This window comes from Planomicrobium sp. CPCC 101079 (assembly GCF_007859275.1).
GTDB lineage: Bacteria > Bacillota > Bacilli > Bacillales_A > Planococcaceae > Planococcus.
Genome location: NZ_VOHC01000011.1, coordinates 26291 through 42451, shown reverse-complemented (window position 1 = coordinate 42451; position 16161 = coordinate 26291). Strand labels below are relative to the sequence as shown.

14 protein-coding genes are annotated in these 16161 nt (G+C 46.6%); 2 read left to right on the top strand and 12 right to left on the bottom strand.

Features of this window, described 5'->3' with window-relative positions; genetic code table 11:
• Positions 1–38: 38 nt before the first annotated feature.
• The 9 genes from citZ to FQV28_RS04625 form a co-directional block, all read right to left on the bottom strand.
• Complete coding sequence (gene citZ, locus FQV28_RS04665) at positions 39–1154, bottom strand: citrate synthase (protein ID WP_146494414.1); 1116 nt, start codon at positions 1152–1154, stop codon at positions 39–41.
• Between the two features lie 183 nt (positions 1155–1337).
• Positions 1338–1724: an FxsA family protein gene (locus tag FQV28_RS04660; protein WP_146494413.1), complete on the bottom strand. Its 387-nt coding sequence runs from the start codon at positions 1722–1724 to the stop codon at positions 1338–1340.
• Between the two features lie 22 nt (positions 1725–1746).
• Complete coding sequence (pyk, locus tag FQV28_RS04655; protein WP_146494412.1) at positions 1747–3507, bottom strand: pyruvate kinase; 1761 nt, start codon at positions 3505–3507, stop codon at positions 1747–1749.
• 22 nt (positions 3508–3529) lie between these two features.
• Complete coding sequence (gene pfkA, locus FQV28_RS04650) at positions 3530–4489, bottom strand: 6-phosphofructokinase (RefSeq protein WP_146494411.1); 960 nt, start codon at positions 4487–4489, stop codon at positions 3530–3532.
• Positions 4490–4632: 143 nt separating this feature from the next.
• Complete coding sequence (gene accA, locus FQV28_RS04645) at positions 4633–5598, bottom strand: acetyl-CoA carboxylase carboxyl transferase subunit alpha (protein WP_146494410.1); 966 nt, start codon at positions 5596–5598, stop codon at positions 4633–4635.
• On the bottom strand, positions 5591–6457 hold the full coding sequence (gene accD / locus FQV28_RS04640) for an acetyl-CoA carboxylase, carboxyltransferase subunit beta (protein WP_146494409.1): 867 nt from the start codon (positions 6455–6457) through the stop codon (positions 5591–5593). Before accD ends, accA begins: the two co-directional genes overlap by 8 nt.
• Positions 6447–7097: a FadR/GntR family transcriptional regulator gene (locus FQV28_RS04635; RefSeq protein ID WP_146494408.1), complete on the bottom strand. Its 651-nt coding sequence runs from the start codon at positions 7095–7097 to the stop codon at positions 6447–6449. The genes accD and FQV28_RS04635 overlap by 11 nt, the downstream gene beginning before the upstream one ends.
• A gap of 114 nt (positions 7098–7211) precedes the next feature.
• The gene (dnaE, locus tag FQV28_RS04630) at positions 7212–10268 is read right to left on the bottom strand and encodes a DNA polymerase III subunit alpha (protein WP_255472833.1); all 3057 of its coding nucleotides are present in this window, start codon (positions 10266–10268) and stop codon (positions 7212–7214) included.
• A 22-nt stretch (positions 10269–10290) separates the two neighbouring features.
• Entirely contained in the window at positions 10291–11229 is a 939-nt protein-coding gene (locus FQV28_RS04625) for a DHH family phosphoesterase (protein ID WP_146494406.1), read from the bottom strand.
• A gap of 92 nt (positions 11230–11321) precedes the next feature.
• On the opposite strand from FQV28_RS04625, the gene FQV28_RS04620 reads away from it, so the two are divergent.
• A complete protein-coding gene (locus FQV28_RS04620; RefSeq protein WP_255472806.1) occupies positions 11322–11633 on the top strand; it encodes a YtpI family protein in 312 nt (103 codons plus the stop codon).
• Between the two features lie 36 nt (positions 11634–11669).
• Here FQV28_RS04620 and FQV28_RS04615 read toward each other — a convergent pair whose 3' ends face one another.
• Both FQV28_RS04615 and FQV28_RS04610 read right to left on the bottom strand, forming a co-directional pair.
• Positions 11670–12977 (bottom strand): DRTGG domain-containing protein, encoded by a 1308-nt coding sequence (locus FQV28_RS04615; protein ID WP_146494949.1) that lies wholly within the window; start codon positions 12975–12977, stop codon positions 11670–11672.
• A 143-nt stretch (positions 12978–13120) separates the two neighbouring features.
• Positions 13121–13801 (bottom strand): metal-dependent hydrolase, encoded by a 681-nt coding sequence (locus FQV28_RS04610; RefSeq protein WP_146494405.1) that lies wholly within the window; start codon positions 13799–13801, stop codon positions 13121–13123.
• A 92-nt stretch (positions 13802–13893) separates the two neighbouring features.
• On the opposite strand from FQV28_RS04610, the gene FQV28_RS04605 reads away from it, so the two are divergent.
• The gene (locus tag FQV28_RS04605; RefSeq protein ID WP_146494404.1) at positions 13894–14985 is read left to right on the top strand and encodes a M24 family metallopeptidase; all 1092 of its coding nucleotides are present in this window, start codon (positions 13894–13896) and stop codon (positions 14983–14985) included.
• Between the two features lie 42 nt (positions 14986–15027).
• On the opposite strand, the gene ald is transcribed toward FQV28_RS04605, so the two are convergent.
• Positions 15028–16143, bottom strand: a complete 1116-nt coding sequence (gene ald, locus FQV28_RS04600; protein ID WP_146494403.1) for an alanine dehydrogenase — start codon at positions 16141–16143, stop codon at positions 15028–15030.
• Positions 16144–16161 lie beyond the last annotated feature (18 nt).

The window sequence follows — 16161 nt, the reverse complement described above, 5'->3', positions numbered from 1 at the left end:
TACAAGCCCTATGGTGTTTAGTGCTCTGTTTACTTGTCTTATCTTTCTTCTACAGGAACGTATGTCTGCATTCCCGGTCCGATGTATTCTGCACGCGGACGGATCAGGCGATTGTCTGCATATTGCTCAAGAATATGCGCCAACCATCCAGACGTACGTGACACTGCAAAAATCGGAGTAAACAAATCATGTTCGATATTCAAAGAATGGTAAACCGATGCAGAATAGAAATCCACGTTTGGCGGAAGGTTTTTCTGTCCAGTCACAATTTCATCGATCTTGATCGACATTTCATACCATTTTTCTTCTCCGCGGATTTTTGTCAATTTCTGAGACATTTCGCGAAGGTGTTTTGCACGCGGGTCGCCTTTGCGGTATACGCGGTGGCCAAAGCCCATGATTTTCTCTTTGTTGTCTAATTTTCCGTTGATGTAGGAATCAACATTTTCGACAGAATCGATTTCAGTGAGCATTTTCATAACTTGTTCGTTTGCTCCACCGTGCAATGGCCCTTTTAATGCGCCGATTGCCGCAGTGATTCCTGAATATACATCAGAAAGAGTTGCAACCGCTACACGGGCAGTGAATGTTGATGCATTCAACTCATGGTCAGCGTGAAGTACTAGCGCTTTGTTGAAAGCTTCGACTTCGATGTCTTCCGGCATTTCTCCAGAAAGCATATAAAGGAAGTTAGCGGCAAAGCTTAAATCTGTTTTTGGCGCAATCGGTTCTTGCCCATTGCGAATACGGCCAAATGCAGTAACAAGCGTGGAAATCTTCGCTTGGATGCGAATCGCTTTGCGGTAGTTTGCTTCTGTGTTCATTTCTTCTGCTTCTTCATCAAATAATCCCAGCATTGAGACAGCTGTGCGAAGAGCCGCCATCGGGTGAACATTTTTGATGTCATATGTTTTAAAATGATCCAGCACTGCTTGTGGAACTGACATATTATCAGCCAGCTGTTGCTTAAGTTCTGCCAACTCATCCGCTTTTGGCAGGCGCTGATGCCATAATAAGTAAATTACTTCCTCAAAGCTTGCGTTTACTGCTAAATCATCGATATCGTAGCCAACGTATGTAAGTGTGTCATCAATAATTGAGCTGATGGCGGATTGTGTTGCTACTACACCTTCTAATCCTTTTGACGATGTCATTTAAATCGCTCCTTCTTCAGTATAATTCATCATTCCAAAAAAAAAGGCAGAATGATGGCTCATCTGCTTTTATGAACCTATGCTAAATTCCTTACCTAGCCATTATAATCAATTTTAGATGCTTTGTGAATGAAAACGCTTGTTTTTCTCTAACTTTCCAAAAAAGTGATGAGTTTACTCGGATTATCTGACGATAATCCGAGCGTTTCTCATTCTATTCTGAATCAATCGATAAACGAGCGGCTTGTAGATTTTTTGAGTTGGGGCGAACAGCATGCTAAAGCCAACTGCATCTGAAATAAACCCAGGCGTCAAGAGCAAAACACCGCCAACCAGAACAAAAGCGGCATTCAGCAGCTGATCGCCTGGCGCTTGAAAATTGCCCATCGCTTCTTGAATATCACGGAACGCTTTCAACCCCTGTTTTTTTGCTAAAAAAGCGCCAGCTATGCCAGTCGCCAAAATGATGGCTAGTGTCGGGAAAAATCCGATTGCTCCGCCTGCCCATATGAGCAGTGCCAATTCGAGTGTCGGAACTATGAGCAGTGCGATAAAAAACCATTTCATCATAGTATCCTCCCTCCTTCAGTCTTTACAGTACACTTGCGTGCCCATGGTAAATCATTCCGGATTCGGCGTCAATTGTTATATCATAATTATTCTTGATCAAATTCGTTGCGTCCGGTACGCCGACGATGACTGGGATCCCCAAACTCAAGCCGACAACGGCCGCATGGCTGGTCAATCCGCCTTCTTCGGTAATGATTCCAGCACATTTGTTGATGGCAGGCATCATTTCCCGGTCTGTACCGATCGTCACCAAAATTTTTCCTTCTGCATCCAAGGCATTTGCTTCTTCAGCATTTCGGGCTACCAGAGTGGCACCTAACGCAGAAGCTTTTCCAATTCCTTGCCCTTTTGCAATAATGTCTCCGATTACATGGATCTTCATTAGATTGGTGGTGCCCGCTTTCCCTACCGGTACGCCGGCAGTGATGACTACTAAGTCGCCATGCTTTACGTAATGGTGGTGCAAGCTTTCGTCAACCGCTTTTTCCAATAAATCATCCGTGGATTCTACTTTAGAACCGACAATTGGCTGTACGCCCCAAACAAGCGTCAATTTGCGTGATGGAATGTCCGCAGAAGTGACAGCAATTATCGGTGCTTCTGGCCGATATTTCGAAATCATTTTAGCTGTATGTCCGCTTTCAGTTGGTGCAATGATGGCTTTAACTTTCAGATTCAAAGCCGTATAAGCCACCGCTTGCCCAATCGCTTCGGTCATATTCGCCTCTCTTTCTCTTCTTCTTGTAGAGACAATTTGCTTGTAGTTCAATGCCTCTTCCGTCGTTACCGCAATGCGGTGCATAGTTTCTACAGATTCTACTGGGTAAATTCCAGCTGCTGTTTCGCCGGACAGCATAATCGCATCGGTGCCGTCAAAAATAGCATTTGCCACGTCACTCGCTTCCGCACGTGTTGGGCGCGGATTGCGCTGCATCGAATCAAGCATTTGGGTAGCTGTAATAACCGGTTTGCCCGCGCTATTGCATTTTTCAATCAGCGACTTTTGGACAATCGGAACTTCTTCTGCTGGAATTTCAACACCCAAATCTCCTCTTGCAACCATCAAGCCATCAGACACCATGATGATTTCATCGATGTTGTCGACGCCCTCGCCATTTTCAATTTTCGGGATGATTTGAATGTGTTCTCCATTGTTTTTCTCAAGCAAACTGCGGATTTCCATGACATCAGAAGCTCTTCGAACAAACGAAGCCGCTACAAAATCAACATTCTGCTCAATTCCAAACAAAATATCTTGAGCATCTTTTTCAGTAATCCCAGGCAGCTGGACGGAAACTCCAGGAACATTGACGCCTTTTTTGCTTTTCAGCGTTCCGGCATTTTCGACAACCGTATGGATTAATCCCTTTTCTCTATCGATTGATTCTGTGCGCAGTTCAATCAATCCATCATCGAGCAAAATAATCGAGCCTTCTGTGACATCCTCTATCAGCTTTTCATACGTAATGGAAAACATTTGATCCGTTCCAAGCACTTCGGTCATAGAGATTGCTATTTTTTGGCCAGTCTTAAGTTCGATGCCGTTGTTCTCCATTTGATGAGTCCGGATTTCAGGTCCTTTTGTATCAAGAAGAATACCCACTATCTTACCGGTCTTTTCTGCAGCATCACGAATTCGTTGAATGCGCATGCCATGCTCTTCATGGCTGCCATGCGAAAAGTTCAAACGGGCTACGTTCATGCCCGCTTGGATCAATGCTTCCAGAGTTTCGGGCGATTCACTTGCAGGGCCGATCGTACATACGATTTTCGTTTTTCTCAATAGACTCACTCCAATTAAAGTTTTAAATTGATAGTTCTTTCGAAAGCGTGTATAAAGTCATATCTGTGTCATGTTCTTCAGTGAAAGCTTTAGTCATATCATAGTCTACCACTAGGTGATTTTTCATGCCAATGGCTTTTCCGCCTTTTCCTTCTAAAAGAACTTCTACTGCCCGGGCACCGAACAAGCTGCCGAGTACGCGGTCTCTTGCTGTTGGTGAGCCGCCGCGCTGGATATGCCCTAAAACAGAGACACGTGTCTCGATTCCCGCTTTTTCTTCAATTAAAGCAGCCAGCTCATTTCCGCTCATAACGCCTTCTGCAACAATGATGATACTGTGGCGCTTGCCGCGCGCCTTCCCTTTTTTCAAACGGTCGATGATTTCATCGAGATCATGATCTTCTTCCGGAATCAAAATCGTTTCTGCACCGCCTGCAAGTCCTGACCAAAGCGCCAAGTCCCCGGCATCTCTGCCCATTACTTCGATGATGAAGGTCCGCTCGTGGCTTGTTGCCGTATCGCGGATTTTGTCGATCGCCTCGATTACCGTATTCAAAGCTGTATCAAAACCGATTGTATAATCTGTACCCGGGATGTCATTGTCAATAGTCCCCGGCACGCCGACACAAGGGAAGCCTTTTCTCGTCAATGCCATTGCCCCTTGGTATGAGCCGTCGCCGCCAATAACAACCAAGCCTTCAAGCCCGTGTTTTTTCATTTGCTCGATCGCTTTATCTTGTCCCGCTTCTGTTTTAAACTCGGGGCATCGGGCTGAATACAGTTTGGTTCCGCCACGCTGAATTATGTCGCCCACATCGCCGGCTTCCAAGTTCTTGATTTTCCCTTCGATCAATCCTTGATAGCCTTGATATACTCCGGCCACTTCTAAACCGTGGTAGATTCCTTTACGTACAACCGCCCGTACCGCGGCATTCATGCCCGGCGAGTCGCCGCCGCTTGTTAAAACTCCAATTCGTTTCATCTAATACGCCTCCTGCATTTCCTTTTACTCTTTTCACCTTACCACGAAGAGTTCTTTGCTGTCAGTCTTGAATAAACTATCACTTGTTAAGTTTTTGTTAGAACCATTGTTTATCAAATAAAAAAACCGCTAAAGCGGTTTTTTTATTCACTAAATATGCCGATTGATTTGAATTTTGCATAGCGCTGATCAATCAGTTCCTGGCCGGACAGTCCGCCCAGTTCATCAAATGATTGTTTAATAGCATCTCCGATGTAGGCGGCCTGCTTGTTGCAATCATGATGAGCTCCGCCGCGAACTTCTGGAATTACACGTTCGATGATTTTCATTTTCAGCAAATCAGGTGCTGTGATCTTCATCGCTTCTGCAGCTGTTTGGGCAAGCGCAGAATCTTTCCAAAGAATAGAAGCGGCACCCTCTGGAGAAATTACGGAAAACGTCGAGTTTTCAAGCATCAAGATATGATTGCCGACACCAAGAGCCAATGCACCACCGCTTCCGCCTTCCCCAATAACAATAGAGATTACTGGAACTTCAAGTCCAGCCATTTCCACCAGATTGCGCGCAATTGCTTCACTCTGCCCGCGTTCTTCCGCTGCTTTACCAGGATAAGCGCCTTTTGTATCAATCAGGCAAACGATCGGCCGATTGAATTTTTCCGCTTGCTTCATCAAGCGCAAAGCTTTTCGATAGCCTTCCGGGTGGGGCATTCCAAAGTTTCGGCGGATGTTTTCTTTCGTATCTTTTCCGCGCTGATGGCCGATGACAGTGACAGGCTGGCCATGAAATGACGCAATGCCGCCAACGATCGCTTCGTCGTCCCCATACGACCGGTCTCCATGAAGTTCAATAAAATCTTCAAATAAAATTGAAATATAGTCCAACGTTGTAGGGCGGTTCGGGTGGCGAGCCACTTGAACACGGTCCCAAGGCTTCATGTTTTCATAGATATCTGATTCAAGCTTAGCCAGCCGTTCTTCCAAACTTTTGATTTCAGAACTCAAATCCACATCGGCAGTGGCGGTATATTCTTTCAATTCATCTATCTTTTTGCGTAATTCAAATAACGGTTCTTCAAAAGTCATCGCTTTTGGTGCTGTTTTAGCCATGTTGCACCGCCTCCTTTGTGTGCAAGCGCACAATTGAAGTTAAGGTTTCACGCATTTTAGCCCGGTGTACAACGGCATCAAGTTGCCCATGCGCAAGCAGAAATTCAGACGTCTGGAAATCTTCCGGCAATTTTTCGCGGACTGTCTGTTCAATGACACGGCGTCCTGCAAAACCGATCAATGCTTTTGGCTCCGCTATATTGATATCGCCGACAGACGCAAAACTGGCTGACACACCGCCGGTTGTCGGATGGGTCAATACAGATACGAACAATAAGCCTTCATTGCTGTGCCTTTTTAATGCGACGCTGGTTTTAGCCATTTGCATCAACGATAATACACCTTCTTGCATGCGGGCGCCGCCGCTCGCTGTAAAGATGATAAACGGGAGTTTTTTCTCTGTCGCGGCTTCAATTGCGCGAGTGATCTTTTCGCCGACAACCGAACCCATCGAACCCATGCGGAAATGAGAATCCATGACGGCAACAACAACTTCGCGGCCGGATAATTTTCCAGTTCCGGTTAATACGGCTTCATTCAAGCCGGTTTTTTTGCTGTCTTGCTGGATTTTTTCCGTATAGCCCGGAAAACCCAGCGGATTCTCAGACTTTAAATGGTCATCCATCGATGTGAACGAGCCTTCGTCCATCAAACTGGCAATCCGCTCATGAGCAGTCAGTTTGAAATGATAATCGCATTTGGAACAAACTTTGTGGTCCGCTTGCAGATCTTTTGTCAATGAAATATGTTTGCACTCCGGACATTTTGTCATAAGCCCTTCCGGCATGTCTTTTGAGGCTTTAGAGGGAATCGTCGCCTCTTTTTTGTCTTTGTTTCGTTTAAAAATATCACGAATCATCGCGCACTCTCTCCTTTAATAGCCAATTGCTCCAAGTTTTGAATTCATGTGCAGCTTTTTCCGCTTGCTGCTGCTCAATGGCAGCCAATATGCTTAATAACTGTTCTTTTTCGGTGTTTGAGACTATCCCGTTATAGGGATTGCCGCTATATTGGTGAAGTAAAACCCAAATTTTCAAAGATAGGCGGTTACCTGACAACACCATCAGTTCCCGAACAAAATCTTCCCGCTGAAATCCATTTTCTTCATCAGATAATCGCATGCGAAAACCGTCCCAGACTCCCATTCCGCTGATGGATTCACTATTACAAATCGTTTCGATCGCTGCCAATTCGTGTATTTGCCTTGTTTCGCGCACATCTTTGCGGGACTGGTTGTCTTGCAGGATGAAGGTGGACAACACTTCCACTAACATATTATTGCGGTGATCAGCGAGAAATGTGCCTTCGCCTCTCCGCGTTTCGATTAAACCTAACAACTCTAAACTTCTCAAAGCTTCCCTGATCGTCGAACGCCCTACTTGCAGCGTTTCGGCCAATTCTCTCTCTGATGGAATGCGGTCGCCCGGCCGGATATTTTCCTGCCTAATCATGTCACGTAAATCACGGACTATATCTAAATAGCGTTTAGACTGATTCATGGTCGCTCCTTATCTTCCATTTTTTAGAAAGTGGTCTGACCACTCATATTGACTAGGATACAAAACTTTTCGGTTTCCGTAAAGAAAAAACTGCTTTTCTTTTCAGAAAAGCAGTCAAGTAGAAATTGATTTACATATTATGGCGATTTGCTGGTTGCGGTTTTCGATAATGCCCCGCACTTCCAGCATGGCGTGCGGTTCCAGCAATGCATTGTATTTCGCGTATTCTACTGGAAAAAGAGTGAGGGAAGCCGGTCCCGTTTCGTCCTGCAATGTTACGAAAGCCATAGCATCGCCTTTTTTCGTCCGGATTCGTTTGATATCCTCAACCACGCCAAGTACAGTGACCAATTCTTTATCCCGCCGTTTTTTCAACCCATTCAAATCAGCGTAAGGCTTGTCGCGTTTTTCCTTCTCGCTTTCAATAGGATGAGGAGACAAATAAAATCCGAGAACGTCTTTTTCAAAATCCAATTTCAAGTTTTCCGGGATTGGGGAAGCCTGGGCGTATTTCGGTTTCATGAAGCTCGTTCCCATGTCATCAAAAAGCCCTGGCTCTTCGTCCGGTTTCACCAATTCCGCATGTTTGACTGCGCTGTCAAGCGAAGCTAACAGGACCCCGCGGTCTAGCTCAAAATCGTCAAGCGCCCCTGCTTTGATCAATGGTTCAAACGCTTTCCGCGTAAAGTGGATGGCGGAAATCCGTTCGGCAATATGGAACATGCTGCTGAATGGCCCTTCTTTTCGCGCTGCCAAAAGCGCTTTTATGACAGTGGCAGAGACTCCTTTCACCGAACTTAAGCCGATGCGGATTTTACCATTTTCGACTGTAAAAGAGCCATTGCTCTTTTGGACTGACGGAGGCAGAATCGGGATCTTTTTTTCTTTTATTTCATGCAACAATTGTTTTGTCTTTTCCGCATTGCCGGCATTTGTCGACAAAAGGGCTGCGTAAAAGTAAACGGCGTAATGGGTTTTCATATACGCCAATTGATAAGAAATCATGCTGTAGGCAACGGCATGGCTTTTCGGAAAGCCGTAATCAGCAAAGCGGACAATCAAATCATAGACCGCTGTCGCAGCTGCTTCCGAAAAGCCTTTCGCTAAAGCTCCACGGACAAAATGAAGCCGTTCTTCGTCCAGGATTTCCCGTTTCTTTTTGCTGACCGCCCGCCGCAGCAAATCCGCTTCTCCATATGAAAAACCCGCCATGGCAGCCGCAATCTGCATGATTTGCTCCTGATAGACAATGACGCCATGCGTTTCTTTTAGGATCGGCTCCAGTATGGGATGGACATAAACAACCTTTTCTTTCTTATGCTTGCGTTTAGCATACAAATGGATAAACTCCATTGGACCAGGGCGGAACAATGCATTGACAGCGACAATGTCGCCAAATGCAGTCGGCCGGATGTCTTTCAGCGCCCGCCGCATGCCATCGGATTCTAATTGGAAAACGCCGGTTGTATCTCCACGGGCCAAGGAAGAGAAGGTTTCTGGATCGGTCAACGGCAGTTTCCGATAATCGATCCGCTCTTTCTTATCGAACTGCACCAAGCGCCGTATTTGTTCGAGAATCGTTAAATTCCGAAGACCGAGAAAATCCATTTTCAACAAACCGATTGCTTCTAGTTCCTGCATCGGCCACTGGGTGATAAAAATCCCTTCATGCCCTTTTTCTATCGGCACCTGATCAACTAGCGGAGTCGGGCTTAAAATGACTCCCGCCGCATGCGTCGAAGCATGGCGCGGCAAACCTTCCAGCCTTAATGCGGTTTTGAACCACGTTTTCCGTTCTTCTTTTTCAACAATCCAATTGTTCAATTGAGTGGATTCTTTCAAAGCCGATTTCAATGTCGTGCCCGGGCGGTTCGGAATCATTTTTGAAATGGCTTCAAGCTCTTCTGCCTCAAAACCGAATACACGCGCTGTATCACGTGCGACTGCTTTTGCCGATAACGTGCCAAAGGTAATAATTTGCGCCGTGCGTGCTTCTCCGTATTTCCGTGCTACATATTCCACCACTTCGTGGCGCCGGTAATCCGCAAAGTCAATATCGATATCCGGCAGCGTAACCCGTTCCGGATTTAAAAAGCGTTCAAACAACAAACCGTGCTCGAGCGGGTCAACGTCGGTAATGCGCAGCGAAAAAGCGACGAGCGAACTTGCCGACGATCCCCGTCCGGGACCGGTTAAAATGTCATTGTCCCGGGCAAATTTCATGAAATCTGAAACGATCAGAAAATAATCGATATAGCCCATTTTGCTGATGACCGATAGTTCATAGTTCAAGCGTTCTGTATAAGCACTTGAATAATTGGAAATGCGTTCAGCCAGGCCTTTTTTGCAGAGTCCAGCTATATAATCGGCACGGTCGATGTTTTTTTCTAACGGAAAGACCGGCAGCAATTGCCGGTTCATCGGAATTGTGACTTGGCAGCTTTCGAGCAAGCGAGCAGTTTGCTCCAGCCATTCCGGCTGGTCTGAAAACCAAGCGCGGAATTCTTCGGCAGCCGGGACATACGCTTTTGTATGTGCGGGGCGTTCACGCTGTGGATCGTTCAGCTTTAATCCTTGGCCGATGGCAGAAGCTACTTCAAACGCAAAAGCATCCTGCTCCTTCAAATAGCGGCTTTCTTGTGTCGCTATAATGGCCATTCCCGCTTCTTGGCATGATTGTAAAAATGCAGCTTCTTCAGGAGACCTTTCTCCGCCCGGACGTTCTACGCTGCCAAAACAATCGCTGCCAAAAATGGATTTAATATAATGAAAAGCCGGAGCCCGATCAGTAAGCACCCAATCTACCTTGTTTGGCACAACGCAAACCAAGCCATTCTTATATGCTTTCAGCCATTGTTCAGGAACGGCTTTTTTATCACGCGTCGCCAGGGCACTTGAAATTTTCAGCAAGTTGCTGTAGCCTTCATTCGTTTTGGCATAAAGCACAACGGGAAACGCCTGCTCTTCAAATTCAATGAATGTCGAAAAGCCGATAACCCCATGGATGCCGGCACGGTGGCACGCTTCCCAAAATGGAAGAATCCCGTACAATTTCGTATTGACGATCGCAATCGAAGCCGCGCCTTGTTCCACAATAAAAGGGAAAAGTTCGTCTAGGCGCACCGTGCTTTTCAGCAAATCAGCCGACGTGCTTATATGCGGATAAACCATGGACAACTGGATCCCTCCTTTTTCATGATGAACAAATTTCAATCAGTCTCTCGACAACGCGGTCAGCTTCTTCCCATGAATAAGCTGTAGCACCAGAAGCCATCGGATGCCCGCCGCCGCCAAATTCTTTTGCTAATCCGTTGATGATCGGCCCTTTTGAACGAAGGCGCACACGAATCTCCGTTTCTTCTTCTATAAAGATGACCCACGCCTTCAAGCCTTTAACATTGCCCAGAGAGCCGACCAGCAAAGAGGTTTCAGTCGCGGTCACGCCAAATTCCTGTAAAATGTCCAAAGTGATTTTGACGTAAGCCGCTCCGCTTTTATCCATTTTAAAGTTTTGGTAGATATAGCCTTGCAAATGAAGCAAATTGCGCTCCATTTCATACATGCCATTGTACAATGCCGTACGGTCAAACTCGTATTTGATGAGTTCGCCAGCAATTTCGAATGTTTTTTGTGTCGCGCTCGGGAATAGGAAACGTCCCGTATCCCCTACTATCCCCGCATATAAAAGCCGTGCCGCAGCGTTAGAAAGCTGCCAATTTTCATGGTCACGCCCATATGTAAACAGTTCATATACCAACTCTGAAGCTGAACTTGCCGTTATGTCCACCCAGACAATATCTCCGTAAACATCGTCATTTGGATGGTGGTCAATTTTGATTACTTTTGCGCCTTTCTCATAACGCTGGTCATCTACCCGTTCGGTGTTTGCGGTGTCTGTGACAATCACCAAAGCGTTTTCGAAATCCGCGTCTTCCACTTTATCCGGAAAATCAAGAAAGTCCAATGTGAAATCATGTTCTCCAGCGGCCAATATCCGCTTGTTCGGGTAATTATGCTGCAGCAGGTACTTCAAGCCCATTTGGGAACCGTATGCATCCGGGTCCGGACGCACATGCCGGTGGATGATGATGGTATCGAATTGTTTAATTGTGTCGATGATTTGACTGTTCACGTGTATGCTCCTCTGCATCTTGGGAAATCCATTCGCAATTTCATCTATTTCTAGTACAATAAGAATGAGTTTTGGAATACAGGAGGTTCCCTATGAATATATTTGTGTTTTTGAGTGTGCTTTTGATTACTTTTTCGTTTGTGTTTTATTTCTATTATAAAACAAAGCAGTTCCGTACGTCTTTGCCAATCCGTAAAAATTGGTATGCTGCTATGGCATCCATGGCTCTCGGCAGCTTCATCGTGTTTTTCGGCATCAATCAGCTGTTGCTTTTCCATACAGTTGTAACCTATATCGTCGCTGGTATTTTCATCATTCTCGGGATAGGTTTGATCGTCTATAACTTCAAAGCAGCCAAGCATTACCGTTCGTTCCTAGATGAAGAAACGCGGCTGAACAAATAAACTGCTCTCCTAGCCAGGAGGGTTTTTTTATTGGCTTTAACGATCTAAAAGCTGGAACGTCAGCAGCGCTTTGCCGACAATTTCGTTTTCAAACGACACTTCAATATCCACTTTTGCCGACTTTCTGGTGATGTCTAAAATAACCGGACGCACCAGCATGACGGAATCATGCTGGACGGGTTTTAAAAAGTAGACCGCCAAGTTCTCCAAGACGCTGTCTTTGCGGTTTTTCGTCTTCAGTGCAGTAGCTCCAGCTTCCGCTAAAATGGTGGTATATGCTCCGTAAGACATTGATCCGTATGCATTGGTCATTTGCGGCGTTACACGGAACTCCAATGTCAGCTTGTCCGACGGCTGCAGGCGAAGCTGGCTTTTGATGATATCATCGATCGTCTCGCCTTGCTGCGGCTGGCGCTGGGCGGTTTGGATGGCTTTTAGGACATCTTGGCGGCTGATGACGCCTTTTAAATAGCCGTGGTCATCGGTGACCGGCAGCAAATCGATGCCTTCCCAGATCATGCGGTGGCCGGCTGCCGCAACGCTTGTCTGCAGCGATACCGTGATGGGGTCTTTTGTCATCACTTTTTCGATTGTTTCCTTTGGTTCATGGCCAAGCACGTCCCGGGAGGTAATGATGCCGATCAATTTCTGGTTTTCGTCGACCACTGGAAATCCTCCATGAGTAGTTTCTGCATTCAGCTCATTATAGCGGCTGATCGTTTCTTTAAAATGCAGGACAGCGGTGTTTTCCAACGGGATTAGAATATCTTCAATGAGCAAGATCTCTTTTTTGATCAACTGGTCGTAAATGGCCCGGTTGATCATTGTCGCGACTGTAAAGGTGTCGTAGCTTGTCGAGATGACCGGCAGCTCAAATTGGTCTGCCAAATCTTTGACCGTGTCGGTCGGGTCGAACCCGCCTGTCACAAGCACTGCCGCTCCTGCCCGGAGGGCGTATTCCTGCGCTTTCAGCCGATTGCCGACAATCAGCAAGTTGCCCGCTTCAGTATAGCGCATCATATCATCAAGCTGCATGGCGCCGATGACAAATTTCGTCAGTGATTTATGAAGTCCGGCCCGGCCTCCCAGCACTTGGCCGTCCACGATATTGACAATCTCTGCATAAGTCAGCCGCTCGATGTTTTCTTTCTTTTTCCGTTCAATTCGGATGGTCCCCACCCGTTCTATCGTAGAAACAAGCCTCTTGGTCTCCGCTTCTTTGATCGCCCTGTAAGCCGTCCCTTCGCTGACATGCAATTCCTTCGCTATGCGCCGGACCGAGATTTTCTCGCCGACCGCCAGCTTCTCGATATAGCCGAGTATTTGCTCGTGTTTTGTTGCCATAACTTCACCCATTCCCTCTGCTTTCCTGTCCTATAAGTGTACCATATCCGCAATAAAAGCGAAGTCGCCGATTTTGGAGGGTCATTGAAAGTGTGCAACGCAAATCAAAAAACCGAAAAGGGAACCCTCTTCGGTTTTTTCGTTTAAATATCAATTACCCCTCCGACTTGCAGGACGTTGACTTCCGCTTGTTCGACCAGCTTCTTGAACTGTTCGGGATCTTGATTGATTGGCGGGAAGGTGTTGTAGTGGATCGGCACTACCGTTTTCGGGTTTAACAGGCTGACGGCATAAGCTGCGTCTTCCGGCCCCATTGTAAAAAAGTCGCCGATCGGCACAAATGCCAAATCAATGGCGTTCATCTTGCCGATGATTTCCATATCACCGAACACTTCGGTGTCTCCTGCATGGTAAATCGTTTTCCCTTCCGCTTTGAACAAAATACCCGCAGGCATTCCGCCGTAAATGACGCCGTCTTCTTCCGACGTATACGATGAACTATGGAAAGCTTTTGTAAATTTCACAGTGCCGAATTCAAATTCTTTTGCACCGCCGAGGTTCATGCCGACCGTGTTCAGCCCTTTGCTTCCCAGATAGTTAGCAAGTTCTACCGGCGCCACTACGGTGGCGCCGCTATTGGATGCCAGTTCAAGCGTGTCTCCGACGTGGTCGTTATGTGCGTGCGTCAACAGAATGGCATCTGGTTTTTCATTTTCCACTTGCAGATCCGTCAGTCCGTTCCCTGTAATGAACGGATCGATCAAGATGGTATAGTTTCCGGTTTTGATTTTTACAATAGAATGTCCGTGGTATGAAACTTGCATAAAATCCCTCCAGTTTTGGTTTGTCTAAACCATTTCTAGCTGTCATATACCCTGAACTTTGATAAGCTACACATATAAGGGAGGTAATACATATGAAGAAAATCCAGCAATTGCAAAGTTATTTGAAAGAACAATCAATTGATGCGGCGTTTATTACGAATCCGGACAATGTCTTTTATCTCAGCGGATTCAAAAGCAATCCGCATGAACGCCTGCTTGGCGTCATGGTGTTTCAAGAAGCTGAACCGTTTCTTATTTGTCCGCAAATGGAGATTCCGGACGCTAAAAACGCCGGATGGAGCAGTGATATAGTCGGACATGTTGATACGGAAAATGCGATGGAAGTTCTCCACCGCACCGCATCGAACCGTGGTGTATCTCTTAGCAAGCTAGCGATAGAAAAATCGCATATGACGGTTGATCGCTATGAAACCTTGATCGCTTTGTTCGGCGGTTTGGAGTTTGTCCAATTGGATGAACAAATCAATGCATTCCGCGTCATAAAAGACGAAACGGAACTTCAGATTTTGCGTGAAGCGGCAGCGCTTGCTGATTACGCCATCGAAATCGGCACGAAAGCCATTAAAGAAGGCATCACGGAAATCGAAGTGATGACAGAAATCGAACTAGCCCTCAAGAAACGTGGCGTAACGCATATGTCGTTCGACACTACCGTTCTAAGTGGACCAAAAGCGGCATCGCCGCACGGCAAGACTGGCGACCGCAAAATCCAAAAAGGCGATCTGGTGTTATTTGACCTTGGCGTTGTCCATAAAGGCTACTGCTCTGACATCACCCGCACAGTGGCATTCGGTGAGCCTAACGAAGAACAAAAAGCGGTTTATGATGTGGTGCTGCAAGCTGAACTGGCAGCGGTCAATGCCGTTAAACCGGGCATCACGGCTGCCGAACTGGACCGGACGGCGCGTCAAGTTATTGAAGACGCTGGTTATGGCGAGTTCTTTACGCATCGCCTCGGCCATGGGCTGGGCATTTCCGTGCATGAATTCCCGTCGTTGCATGGATCGAACAGCATGATGATGGAAGCTGGCATGGTCTTCACGATTGAACCCGGTGTTTATGTTCCAGGCAAAGTCGGCGTGCGCATCGAAGATGATGTCGCAGTGACTGCAGACGGCGTTGAAGTGTTGACGAAATTCCCGAAAGAGCTGCAAATTTTATAGCATAAAAAGGCGGTTCCGGAAAATCCGGAACCGCCTTTTTAATTATGCCAACAATTCGTCAACTGATTTATAGTCCAAACCTTGATCGTCCGCCACAGCTTTATATGTTACATAGCCTTCATACGTGTTCACGCCTTTTTTCAGCGCTTCGTTTTGAAGAATGGCTTCTTTAAAGCCTTTGTTAGCAATTTGCACAGCATATGGAACCGTTACATTCGTCAAACCGATTGTTGACGTGCGCGGAACCGCTCCTGGCATATTTGCTACGGCATAGTGGACAACCTCGTGTTTCAGATAAGTCGGGTTATCATGAGTGGTGATGCGGTCACTCGTTTCAAAAATTCCGCCTTGGTCGATGGCGATGTCAACGACCACTGACCCCGGTTTCATCGACTTGATCATTTCTTCCGTCACTAATTTAGGCGCTTTCGCTCCTGGAATCAATACAGCCCCTACCACTAAATCCGATTCTTTTACTGAATCCGCGATATTGAACGGATTTGAAATAAGCGTCTGTACATCTTGCCCGAACAAGTCGTCCAATTGGCGAAGGCGATCTGGATTCAAGTCCAGAATCGTCACATTCGCGCCCATGCCGACTGCAACTTTTGCTGCGTGCGTACCAGCGACACCGCCGCCGATTACTGTTACTTTGCCGCGGGAAACACCTGGAATGCCCCCAAGCAAAATTCCGCCGCCGCCGTGGATTTTCTCCAGGAATTGCGCGCCGATCTGCGTTGACATTTTGCCGGCTACTTCGCTCATTGGCGTCAAGAGCGGCAACGTGTTGTTCGGAAGCTGAACCGTTTCGTAAGCAATGCCGATCACTTTTGCATCAAGCAGCGCTTTTGTTAATTCCGGTTCTGGAGCTAGATGAAGATAAGTGAACAAAATCATCCCTTCCCGGAAATAGCCATATTCAGAAGAAACCGGCTCTTTCACTTTCATAATCATTTCCTGAGCCCAAGCTTCTTCTGCAGCTGGCACAATATGCGCCCCTGCCTCTTTATAATCTTCATCTGTAAAGCCTGAGCCTAGACCTGCTCCTGCTTGGATAAACACTTCATGGCCGTAAAGCGCTAAGTTGACAACTCCAGCTGGTGTCATCGCTACGCGATTTTCGTTGTTTTTCACTTCTGTCGGTACACCAATTCGCATTCCAAAACCCTCCAATTA

Bases quoted from the DNA above. Each gene is read 5' to 3' on its own strand.
- citZ (WP_146494414.1), bottom strand. From the start codon at position 1,154: ATGACATCGTCAAAAGGATTAGAAGGTGTAGTAGCAACACAATCCGCC.
- FQV28_RS04660 (WP_146494413.1), bottom strand. From the start codon at position 1,724: ATGATGAAATGGTTTTTTATCGCACTGCTCATAGTTCCGACACTCGAA.
- pfkA (WP_146494411.1), bottom strand. From the start codon at position 4,489: ATGAAACGAATTGGAGTTTTAACAAGCGGCGGCGACTCGCCGGGCATG.
- accA (WP_146494410.1), bottom strand. From the start codon at position 5,598: ATGGCTAAAACAGCACCAAAAGCGATGACTTTTGAAGAACCGTTATTT.
- accD (WP_146494409.1), bottom strand. From the start codon at position 6,457: ATGATTCGTGATATTTTTAAACGAAACAAAGACAAAAAAGAGGCGACG.
- FQV28_RS04635 (WP_146494408.1), bottom strand. From the start codon at position 7,097: ATGAATCAGTCTAAACGCTATTTAGATATAGTCCGTGATTTACGTGAC.
- dnaE (WP_255472833.1), bottom strand. From the start codon at position 10,268: ATGGTTTATCCGCATATAAGCACGTCGGCTGATTTGCTGAAAAGCACG.
- FQV28_RS04620 (WP_255472806.1), top strand. From the start codon at position 11,322: ATGAATATATTTGTGTTTTTGAGTGTGCTTTTGATTACTTTTTCGTTT.
- FQV28_RS04615 (WP_146494949.1), bottom strand. From the start codon at position 12,977: ATGGCAACAAAACACGAGCAAATACTCGGCTATATCGAGAAGCTGGCG.
- FQV28_RS04610 (WP_146494405.1), bottom strand. From the start codon at position 13,801: ATGCAAGTTTCATACCACGGACATTCTATTGTAAAAATCAAAACCGGA.
- FQV28_RS04605 (WP_146494404.1), top strand. From the start codon at position 13,894: ATGAAGAAAATCCAGCAATTGCAAAGTTATTTGAAAGAACAATCAATT.
- ald (WP_146494403.1), bottom strand. From the start codon at position 16,143: ATGCGAATTGGTGTACCGACAGAAGTGAAAAACAACGAAAATCGCGTA.